Origin of the sequence: Kistimonas scapharcae (genome assembly GCF_039540975.1) — a bacterium.
Lineage (GTDB): Bacteria > Pseudomonadota > Gammaproteobacteria > Pseudomonadales > Endozoicomonadaceae > Kistimonas > Kistimonas scapharcae.
The window spans coordinates 1-10,828 of sequence record NZ_BAABFL010000376.1; the positions used below are offsets into that span (position 1 = coordinate 1).

General features: G+C 49.2%; 11 protein-coding genes. 4 read left to right on the forward strand and 7 right to left on the reverse strand.

Features of this window, described 5'->3' with window-relative positions:
- Positions 1–144: 144 nt before the first annotated feature.
- Both ABD892_RS13625 and ABD892_RS13630 read left to right on the forward strand, forming a co-directional pair.
- On the forward strand, positions 145–1,167 hold the full coding sequence (locus ABD892_RS13625; RefSeq protein WP_345196337.1) for a phospholipase C/P1 nuclease family protein: 1,023 nt from the start codon (positions 145–147) through the stop codon (positions 1,165–1,167).
- A 79-nt stretch (positions 1,168–1,246) separates the two neighbouring features.
- Positions 1,247–2,275 carry a DUF2804 domain-containing protein gene (locus ABD892_RS13630; RefSeq protein WP_345196338.1) on the forward strand — a complete coding sequence of 343 codons (1,029 nt, stop codon included), beginning with the start codon at positions 1,247–1,249 and terminating at the stop codon, positions 2,273–2,275.
- Positions 2,276–2,350: 75 nt separating this feature from the next.
- Here the strand turns inward: ABD892_RS13630 and ABD892_RS13635 are convergent, their stop codons facing one another.
- Positions 2,351–2,671 carry a phasin family protein gene (locus ABD892_RS13635; RefSeq protein WP_345196339.1) on the reverse strand — a complete coding sequence of 107 codons (321 nt, stop codon included), beginning with the start codon at positions 2,669–2,671 and terminating at the stop codon, positions 2,351–2,353.
- A gap of 95 nt (positions 2,672–2,766) precedes the next feature.
- A complete protein-coding gene (locus tag ABD892_RS13640; RefSeq protein ID WP_345196340.1) occupies positions 2,767–3,444 on the reverse strand; it encodes a GNAT family N-acetyltransferase in 678 nt (225 codons plus the stop codon).
- A 79-nt stretch (positions 3,445–3,523) separates the two neighbouring features.
- Here ABD892_RS13640 and ABD892_RS13645 point away from each other — a divergent pair, with 79 nt between their 5' ends.
- A complete protein-coding gene (locus ABD892_RS13645; RefSeq protein ID WP_345196341.1) occupies positions 3,524–4,177 on the forward strand; it encodes an HAD family hydrolase in 654 nt (217 codons plus the stop codon).
- 13 nt (positions 4,178–4,190) lie between these two features.
- Here the strand turns inward: ABD892_RS13645 and ABD892_RS13650 are convergent, their stop codons facing one another.
- On the reverse strand, positions 4,191–4,937 hold the full coding sequence (locus ABD892_RS13650; RefSeq protein WP_345196342.1) for a thiopurine S-methyltransferase: 747 nt from the start codon (positions 4,935–4,937) through the stop codon (positions 4,191–4,193).
- 225 nt (positions 4,938–5,162) lie between these two features.
- Here ABD892_RS13650 and ABD892_RS13655 point away from each other — a divergent pair, with 225 nt between their 5' ends.
- Positions 5,163–6,749, forward strand: a complete 1,587-nt coding sequence (locus tag ABD892_RS13655; RefSeq protein WP_345196343.1) for a C69 family dipeptidase — start codon at positions 5,163–5,165, stop codon at positions 6,747–6,749.
- Positions 6,750–6,948: 199 nt separating this feature from the next.
- On the opposite strand, the gene ABD892_RS13660 is transcribed toward ABD892_RS13655, so the two are convergent.
- The 4 genes from ABD892_RS13660 to ABD892_RS13675 form a co-directional block, all read right to left on the reverse strand.
- Positions 6,949–7,398, reverse strand: a complete 450-nt coding sequence (locus tag ABD892_RS13660; protein WP_345196348.1) for an arsenate-mycothiol transferase ArsC — start codon at positions 7,396–7,398, stop codon at positions 6,949–6,951.
- Between the two features lie 101 nt (positions 7,399–7,499).
- Positions 7,500–7,862, reverse strand: coding sequence for a hypothetical protein (locus ABD892_RS13665; RefSeq protein WP_345196344.1), 363 nt, complete (start codon positions 7,860–7,862; stop codon positions 7,500–7,502).
- A gap of 193 nt (positions 7,863–8,055) precedes the next feature.
- Positions 8,056–8,904 carry a CvfB family protein gene (locus tag ABD892_RS13670; RefSeq protein ID WP_345196345.1) on the reverse strand — a complete coding sequence of 283 codons (849 nt, stop codon included), beginning with the start codon at positions 8,902–8,904 and terminating at the stop codon, positions 8,056–8,058.
- Positions 8,905–9,077: 173 nt separating this feature from the next.
- Entirely contained in the window at positions 9,078–10,655 is a 1,578-nt protein-coding gene (locus ABD892_RS13675) for a hypothetical protein (RefSeq protein WP_345196347.1), read from the reverse strand.
- Positions 10,656–10,828: the final 173 nt, after the last annotated feature.

A 10,828-nucleotide genomic window follows, 5' to 3' on the forward strand; every position in this document is an offset into this window, starting at 1 on the left:
AAATCTGATTAACCCGGTCACCTGGAATTAAGAGATTGACCCGATTGATTGCCAGGTAAATCAAGAACTCACGGATTCAGGTCAATAGTAACCACTTACTAATAAATATAATAAAACACAATAAAAAGTCAGACAGGAAATTCCATGAACCGTCTATTTACCTCCGCCACAGTCGCCGGACTGCTGGTCTGCGCCACGACTGATGTCCATGCTTTCACGCAACCGACGCACAAACGAATCGTCATTGACGCCGTCAATTACATGGCCGCTAATCCCGATACAACGGCTTTTGTCCAACTCCAGTCAGTAGCACAAGCAGCCGGGATCACCATCGACCAGCTGGCCGACTATTTGGGACAGAGTGCCTTTGATGTCGATGATTTCGAAGACACCTATATGTGTGGCGCGATCACCGGCGATTGTGTCAGGGCGCCGGTCTGGGGACTGGGCGCTTCAATCGTCTCCTACACCTCCTACTGGCACTTTCAAAATCATACCCGGGGGCCGGATAGCCACGGCAATGATTTTGGCGGTTACAACTACAATCAGCTAACAGTGTGGGGCGCCATCGACAATATGGCCGCCACCTGGCTGGTCGGCGACCACCTGGATGATGGCCGCGGTGGCATGGCGGGCTGGTTCGGCAGCGAGGACTCCGAATACAACAGCTATGGCATTACCGAAGCCAACTACCGCCAGGGCAGCTACTCCAGCAAATCCATGTATAAGGATTTTGAGAAAATCCCGTTCCAGCCCATCGATAACCTGGGACAGTACTGGTACAACGAGTTCTGGCGCCAGCCGACCATTCAAACCCTCGGCTTCACCCTGCACACCACAGACCTCCTGCAACCCCATCACACCTGGACGACATCCGACCATAATCACTCCGGCTGGGAAGGCTGGGTGGAAGATTATTACGACCAGGAAAAGCTCAATGAAACGACACTGGTGGAACAGGCCTTGCTGAACCTGACGCCGCCTATTCCCGGCAACCCGGAAATTCGTCCGTTATTGACCCAGGGCGGTGCCTATTCCTATGTCAATGGTGGTATCGTACTGAGCAGTCAGGATCACAATGATCGGGTGCGTGTAGCCAAACAGGTGATCCCTCATGCCATCGCCATGGTTGTGCATATTCTCAACCATGCCGCTGAGCGATTCTAAGACTGTTGGATTAACCAACGATAACAATCATCAACCCGGACACTGGCTTCGGGTTCTTTCGCAACAGACAAGACTGATAATGAACGACGCAGTAATGGATCTGATTGATGACCGCGGCAGGGTCAGGACGGGGATTTTCAAGCAACCGGTAGGCACGGTTAATTACCGGGATTTCAACCTGAAAACCCCGATGGGGGAAAAAGCGGGCAAACTACGCCGCTGGTTTGGCTTCAACCAGTTTCAGTTTATGTCCATCATCAGCCCGGACATCATTGCCGGCTGTGCCATTGTGGACACCCGTCTGGCCGTTGTCGCCTTTCTCTACCTGTATAACCCCAAAACACGCGCCTTCAAAAACTACCAGTTCAAGGCACCGGGATTTGGTGGCTTCCACAAAACTAGTCTGAGCCCGGACAACGGCGCCTGGCTGTTTCGCTCCGGTGCCAATGAGATCCACATGGCAATCAATCCGCAGACCGGACTCCGGGAACTGACGGTTCGCCTGAAGGACGGCACAGCCATTGATATGGATTATTCTGAGCAGAATTTCTCCCCCATGCGCATCTGTACGCCGGCAGACCTCACCGGCTTCGCCTTCACCCAGAAAGTCGCCGGTGTGCGCTGTCGGGGTGAAATCCGTAGTTCGCTGGGCAATTTTGACCTGGAGACCGTCAACGCTTGCGCCACCCTGGACTGGACAGCCGGTTACCTGCGCCGTTGCTGCTTCTGGAACTGGTCCTGCTTCTCCGGCGTACTGGACGATGGACGTGTGATTGGCCTCAATGGCGCCTGCGGTGTCAATGAGACCAGCTATACCGAAAACTGCTTCTGGGTCGATGGCAGCCTTAACAAGGTTGATACCCTGATATTTGATTACGATCCGGCTAATCTGCACGACACTTGGCATGTGACTTCCGGTGATGGCAAAGTAGACCTTAAATTCACGCCAGAAGGCTGCCAGGCGGAAAAAAACAATTTCCTGATTATGGCCAGTAATTTCAGTCAGATGTTTGGTCGTTACAACGGGACGCTGACCACCACGGATGGCGAAGTGATCACTATTTGTGATCAGTACGGTTTTACAGAAGAGCACTACGCTAAGTGGTAAAAAACAACCGATACAAAAAAAGCTGCCTGTTTAGGCAGCTTTTTTTGTGATTAGAACTCGTTCAGCCCTGAATAATCAGGCGGACTTCTTCGCAGGTGCGGCTTTCTTTTCAACCGCAGCCAGTTCACTGACGGCTTTGCTCAGTGCTTCAATCTGTCGGGACAGCTCTTCAGTATCCTTATCCTTTTCCAGTTTAAGGATATCGCGCACCTTATCGACCACTTCGCCAATGCTGTCTTTAGCCTTGCCTTTGAGTTCATCAATCTTTTCACTGGCGCGATCGCGCACTTTCTCGCCATCAACCACCAGCTCGTCAAAGAAAGCCTTACCTTCCTGACCCTTTTTCTCGGAACGGGCATAAGCGCCCAGACCTGCTAACCAGATTTTCTCGTACATAGCCTGCTCCTCTCTTGTTGTGATTCCAGGTAAACCACCTGACAAGATGATTATAGCCCCCTGAAAAAACACCCTGAGTTGACATGGGACAAGGATTACAGCGACAAATGTTCCAGAAGCCCCCGGTCTTCCAGCCGGAAACCGGCCCTGAAATCGAGTATCTTGCGTCGTTGTTTATTGAAGAAATAACTGAGCTGCACCAAGGTACCGGCGACATCGGAGAGTTCCATCCCGGTCATGACAAAGCCGGCTTTCAGCTTGGGAATGATAATGGCATTGTCGGTCGCCAGATGGCGGCTGCGAACAATCTGCACCCCCTGCGCATTCAACTGCGTCAGCAGCCAGCGCAGTAATGCAGAATAGATGCCGCGCCGACGCCAGGGCTTCAAAATCGCACTGCTGGCCATATAAAAGGTTTCCTGATCCAGCTGTCGCCCCCAGCTCCAGCCGATAAAGGTATCACCCTGGTAGAGCACAAGGTTCAGTCGTACCAGGCTGTCAGCATGCTGCTGCCAGGTTTTCAGCGCTTTTTGTTCCCCCGCATTCAAGGCTTCCCAGGCAGAAAACGTCAAAGTGTTTGCAAAAACCTGGGCTCGATACTGCTCCAGCAGCGGGAGGAACGCCTGGTCATCAAGAATTCCAACAGAATAATCATCAAACAGCGGAAAGCGGGTTCCGGCGGTATAGGCGATCATCTCGGCATCATTGTTATTGCTGTTATTAGTACTTTTGATCATGCCATACTCGCGAGGGGGGGCGTTACCGTAAATCACAAAATCCCGTCACAGTCTTGAGTCAACCCGCCCTCAAAACCGATAATCCCCGCTACAGAATAACCGGGGACACTCTGCCATGCCTCTTACGCCCGCCGCCGTTCTTTTGGATCTGGATGGTACCCTGATTGATACCGAACGTTTCTACCAGCGTATCTGGCAGACAACGGCCGCAGATTTCCAGATTGATCTTAACGATGCGGTCTACCAACAATTCATCGGCATCCGTCTGACAGATTGTTTTCAGCTGATCAAGGCACTGGGCGGCAACGGATTTGATTTAGGCGCATTCAAGGAACAGCTGGCTACCCGGGAAACAGAGGGGTGGAACGCTGGCATTGACTGTAAGCCGGGCAGTCAGGCGCTCCTGAACCTCCTGCATGAACGTCAGATTCCCATGGCGTTGGTCACATCGGCTCACCAGGCCAAAATTGACCGAGTGATGGCACATTACCCGTGGACAAATTACTTTCAAATCATCGTTTCAGGAGAAATGATCGACCGCCCCAAACCAGCACCTGACGCCTACCAGCTGGCAGCACAACGACTGGGGACAACGCCCTCCACCTGCCTGGCACTGGAAGATTCAAATACTGGCATGCGTTCGGCACTGGCGGCTGGCTGCCACAGCATCATGATCCCCGACCTGAACACACCAGACAGTGATGTACAGGAAAAGGCCTGCAAAATACTGCCAGACCTCTTCTGTGTGATTGACTACCTGTCAAACTGAACAGTTCACTCGCTCAGCAGGCGCAGGCTTTTCGGGTAAGCCAAAATGCATGCTCAACCAAAGAAGAGACATCAGCTCCCGCCATGCGTGAGGGAATTCTTTCGGGCGGGGCAGAGCCCAGTAACTTGATATCAAACCATTCCCCATAGAGCGAATAGACCGTATCCGGGCTGACAGCGTAGGGCGGTCCTCCAGCCAGTACCGGCGCATAGTCCAACGTGATCAGCAGACCATGCTTCAGCGCCGGCGCCATGGCCATCATCGTTGCCACATAGTCGGGCTGCTGTTCGGACGGCAAAGCCACTAACGCAGCCCGATCATAGAATGCCGTGACATCCATCAGACTCCCGGCGGGTATCATGAAAAAATCCCCCTGGATAACCGTAATATTCTCGGCCTTCCACCAGACATGGGTATCCGTTTGAGTCGTCACGGGTTGCAGGGTATTGTCTGCGAAAAACGACGCAACCGCCCGTTCCACCAGCTCTGACCCGTACACGTTGCGGTGTTGCCGGGCCAACCAGATCATGTCAACCGTTTTCCCTGAGAGTGGGATCAAGACAGACTCATCTCCATCCGCCGCCAGCGTGGGCCAGTAGTCGACAAGCAACGGATTGACATCATCACGATGAAAACCGGTCTGCCCCTCCAACCAAGCCTGTCCCCAGTCTTTGGTTTCCAATGCGCGTCCCTCTTTAATGGTAAAAACGACAAAAAATAACAACCAAGCGTAACGATAGCGTAACAGCACGGTACTCATAGATGACTCTGATTCTGGTGGCGAGTATTATTGATATGCCACTCAGCCTATACCCAATCAGTGCAAATACCAGTCCTCCCCAGCCTTTCGCTGCCGTCCAATCATCCGTTGATACAAATCAACAACATCCTCTCCCAGACCGCGTAGATTGCCCCCATCCGGAACAGGGATAGCTGTCCACACCCCGAGTTCAGGGTCTACCCTGACGACAGCCGATGATAACAGATGGATCACCGGTCGCCTGCCGACCACCCTGGTGATTTACCCACCCCTGTCCGCCAGACTCCTCATTCATCACAACGCCATCTGGAGGCTGCAATCTCCATGACTACGTTCAGCAAGAAAGTCCTCGCAGTTGCCATTACCAGTGCCATCATGGTACCGACTGCCCAGGCCTGTACCGCCGTTGCTGTCGGCAAGAATGCCTCGGCCAGCGGCGCCCTGATCATTGCCCGCAACGAAGATTTCTCCATCAACAACTGGGCCAAGCACATGGTCGTGCATCCGCGACAGACCATCGAAGACGGCACCCTATGGACCCTGTCCAATGGCCTGAAGGTGCCTGCACCCGAGATCGCCTATCGTTACACCAGCATCGCAGACTGGGACGCCTATCAGGACTCCAATGACGGCAAGGTGTTCGAGGAACGGGGCGTCAATGAATACAACGTCGCGATGTCCTCTACCACCAGCGCCGAAGTCAACGACAAGGCCAAGGCAGCTGATCCACTGGTAGAAACCGGCATCATTGAAGAAGTCATGCCCACCCTGATCCTGCCTCAGGCCAAGAGTGCCCGTGAAGCGGTACAGCTGCTGGGGCACTATGTAGAGCAATACGGTGCCGGCGAAGGCAACGGCATCCAGTTCTCTGACAAGGATGAGATCTGGTACATGGAAATCGGTTCCGGCCATCACTGGATGGCAGTGCGGGTACCCGACGACCAGTACCTGATCATGGCGAATGGCCTGCGTATCCACGGCGTCGACCTGAATGACAAGCAGAATGTCATGGCCTCCCGTGGCGTCTACGACTTTGTTAAAAAGCACAACCTGCTGAAAAATCCGGATCGAAAATCCTTTAACTTCGCCAAGGCGTTCGGAGTCATCAACGACCCCTACAACATTGACCGGGAATGGCTCGGCCAGCAACTGCTGACACCTTCCATCAAGCAGAAGCCCCGTCAGGCGCAATATCCGCTCTTTATGAAACCGGATGAAAAAATCAGCGTACTCGATGTGGCCAAGGTACTGCGGGCGGATTACAAAGGCACCGCACTGGAAGGCAAATCTGAGCGCCCCATCGGCATCGACCGCCAGGCAGAAAGCCATATCATCGAAATGTACCCTGATATGCCGAAAGAGCTGTCTGCCGTGATCTGGCAAACCGTGGGTACCGTTGAGGACACCGCTTTCGTCCCGATCTTTAACGCCATGGATGAAATCCCCCCCGCTTACACGGTGGGGACGGACCAATACGATGACCAGTCCGCCTGGTGGACCTACCGCAGCCTGGGCACTCTGACCAACAAACACGTGATGGACGGGAAGTACGCACCGGTTGTTCGCTCGGTGTGGGATCAGGTGGAAGGGCAGTATGTCAATTCCCAGCCCTACATCAACAGCATGCTCAAGATCATGTACAAACAGGATCCCGCCATGGCCATCCAGTTTGCCAATGACTACTCCAATGGTCTGCTAAGCCGTACGCTGGACAAGGCCCGGACTCTGAAATCCCAGCTGATGACCGACCTCACCCGCAGTACCGAGAAGAAATACAGCCCAGAGGAGTTTGAGAAGATCAAGAATCTCTAACGCTCTGCAAATTATGTGAAGACCCGCAGTCATGACCGGTGTTACCGGGAATGACTGTGAGAATCTATCACATGACTTGAAGCAGGATGATTCACAATCTGACCCTGGATTTCTCAAGGTGAGAGCCTACTAAAAACCAGCCTAGATGTTCAGTCGTATAGCATTAAAAATGAAGTGTGCCGCTACAACAAGGAATCGATTAAACGTATTTCTTTTTGGTTAACTCAGAGAGTAATTCATCCAGTATCTGACCTAATGCCTTCAAAGCTTCCGAGGCCGGCATCTGGTCGACATCCTTAACGGCATAATAATGAACAAGCTGAGAATAGGAGGGAAAACACTTTTCAAGCATTGGTTGATGCTCTGCCTGATCCATTGCAATGATGATATCTGCATCCATAATATCTTGCTCTGTCAGGCTCTGCGGCTGCCGTTCCAGGCCTTTGACAGGAATACCTAATGCTTTCAGCGTGTTAACCGCGGTCTTCGCCATGTTCCCCACATTCCCGGTTATGCTGAGATCCTGAAGCAAGGCGCGAGAAAATGCTTCGTAGGGAAGCGCTGTCAAACGGGCATAATGGTTAAAATATTCCTCTGAAAATCGACTTCGGTAATAGTTACCCGTACATAAAAACAAAATCCTTTTCATTTTCACATACTCCATTATTAACAATATAATTTAAACATCTGAATCATTGACGATGACAACAGAAACTCAAAAAAAATCACAAAAACAAAAAACATTCAAATTTATCTTTTAACTTTATCCTTCAACCAGACTACAATCGAGCAAGCAGAACACTGGCGAATACAGGAAACAATCGAAAGAAAACTAATAAGAAGATATAGAACAGTAAAGTATAAGCTAGCTGATTCAACCCATGCATATGCAGAGCCTATCAATGACAACAATGCCAACCAGGCAGCCAAAAAACCAATCCAGCAGGATTTCTTTTTTCTAACCAGTCCCCACATTGTCACAAGGAATACAAGAACAGTAATAATAACAGGGAGATATAAAAGAGCAGGAAAGTGTTCAACAGGCCAAAATAGCGGGTGAAGAATCGCCATGACTATCATATTCCACAACCCTAGCAATATAGCGTTTTCCATAAATACCCTCCATCTACAAAGCATGAGTATTTAGACAAACACCTCAACAACAAGTTCACACGTAGAATATATCAATGCTATGAATCAACAGGTTGATAATAAGAAAATTATTGATTACAAAAATAAAAAACCACTCACAGAGTGCGATAAGGTAGCCCATTACCGCTACCTCATATACGCACAAAGTCAAAAATCAAGATACCAGGTGGATACCGTCCTTTTCAATGGTAATCATACGCTGTTTATAGAGAGCCCCAATTGCCATTTTGAAAGTACGCTTACTGACAGCAAACTGTTTCTGGATAAGCACAGGATCACTTTTGTCATTCAGCGGCAAAAAGCCGTGATGCTCTCTGACTGCCGCCAGTACCTGTTGACTCAGGTCGGCCATCGCCCCTTTGTCAAAACCAGGTTTGGAAAGGCAAAGGTCGATTTTCCCATCAGGACGCACCTGCTTGATAAAACCCTGGAGACGCTCACCGTAACGGATCGGTTGATGGATATCGTTATGGAAGATAACCCCCCAGTGGCAGTCTTCGATAATGGCGGTGTAACCAATTTCCGTACGGTCTGCAATCAAGAGCGATACCGGCTGTCCATTCTGGTAACGGGCAGGCATGTCATTCAGGAATTTATCCACCTTGGAAGACGCAACAATCCGGCGGGTTCGGTCATCCAAGTACAGGGCAACAATATAGGAGCGCCCCTTGACCATGCGTTGTTTCTGTTCGCTGAAAGGCACCAGCAGATCTTTGGGTAACCCCCAATCCAGAAAGGCGCCGGTGGCATTAACCTCAACCACTTTCAGGCAGGCCAGTTCGCCCACTTGTGCCAAGGGCGTTTCCGTCGTCGCTATCTGGATGTCGTCTGAATCCAGATAAACGAACACTTCAAGCTCATCACCGATCTGCGTACCTTCCGGCACATACCGCTTGGGCAGTAGAATGTCAGCAAACTGACCTTCCAGATAAACACCAAAAGGCACCTGCTTGACCACTGCCAACCGATTGCGGCGGCCAACCTTTACAACTTTTCCGGACATGTCTGGATATATCTCATTAAGAATGCATAGGCTCAGTATACCATTCTGATAAATGCTGTGACCCAAACCTGATTTAAGTACAATCCGCACAGCTACCAGTATTTTGGCTAAACGAATAACCTTCGCAATCGCTTGTATTCAAATCATTATTTTCTTTGTTCATCTAAGGGCGATTATCCCTGTCTCTCACAAAACTCAACAAATCCAGAAATCATATCTAAGAAATCATCATAGCCATGCGACAACATCAAAAAAACAAATGCCTGAACGGGTTCATTTTCTTCAACACTAAGTCTTATCGCCTGAATAAGTCCTGAGCAAAACAACTTTTTTTGATAGGAGGCTCCCAACGGTTCTGCACAGACACAATCTGGATCAGACAATCGATAACAACCATGCTCTTTTTTGACAACGTCACGCATAAAGCTTGATATAGTCACCCTACTCACATCTTCATTAAACTCTTGCGAATACAGACTTAGATTTGACAAAAAAACACTTTTCTCATGGCTGACATTCGAAAAAAAACGGCAAATCCTTTGTGCATGACTAAATCTTTTCGTAATTTCCTCGACCAATACCATATCATAATCATCGCCTTCATCATCTACTTCCTTTTTAAAATCCTTAATATCCAGAATCCCCATACCCCAACGTAGATAGTCTTCTCCGCCATTAAGATAAGCGGTCACCGCTGACCCCATAAAATAGCCGACATCCTGTTGATCAATGGCACCGAAGCACTCTAGCAGCGTATTGAACCTCTCTACACATTCATATAACTCGACTTTCATTAAATAATTGATATAGCGAAACACGTGATTATTTAAACAGGAAAATCTGGATCCAAGATCTTGTGGTGTTTTATCGTAGTTTGTAGCCATAACTGTCGCTTCAAAACGCTGATCAAACTGTTTTATCCCACTATCAAAAGCCGATTCAATGCCATCATCCTCCAAATCACAACGTACTTGATAGGCAATATTTACCTCTCTCTGGGCGGGATCTTGTCTTGCTTTTTTAAGAACCTGAATAAATATTGATTTGTATAGTAAATTCTGTAAATCATCTACGCTTTGACTCATCATTTCGCTAAATTCCGTCACAGATTTCAGGAATAGCTTTTCATGGCTAAAGAGAGACCATTCAGGAAAAAGAGCCGCACTTTCTTCCTCACTCAGACAAACACTAAATCCTGGCTTTTCTTTTGAGTCAGCGTCTGGAACAACATCCTCTTTTTCAGATGATTCAGCGCCCCCTCCTTGAGCCGGCCGTTTGAGGACGAGTTCATTAATTTTTGGCCCAAGCTCCTTTTTAATAAAATCATTAAATTCAGATACAATCTCAGCAACCCTACGGCGGAACTGTATTCCCTCAAATTTCGCATTACTTGAAAAATAATCCCGACTCTGTTCACACATCGACACGAAATCCAGTGTTTTAAATACGTTAGGGATACCCCTTAAGAATTCGGTCGCTTGCAATGTAGGAACGAAAATCACTTGCCCCCATAGAAATGATGGAATGACACCAATACCTCTTTTCCTATACGAACAATATCCAAGGTGGTTGGATAGCGGTGGGAGTATGACCTGAAATTGATGTACCTCACCACGCTCAGAAGACTCTCCCAAACTCACCTTTGCTACTGCAGCTTCTGTTATTTTCGACACAAAAAAAACGCGATGTGCCAACAGCCATTCCAGCCAGTCATCAGCATGCTTATCCTCGCACTCTTCAACCGCCTTCATGTGGATAAATAGGCAGCCCTTTGCATTAATCGTTTTAACCGACAGTTTATTCCCAAGCTGCACCAATATAGCAAAACACTCGTGCGGTACGGCGGTGTTTAGCTTAAAAGTGGTTTTACCCAGTGTTTTGAAATCCTTTCTAATAACCCATCTTCTGAGAAGATTTCAGTCTT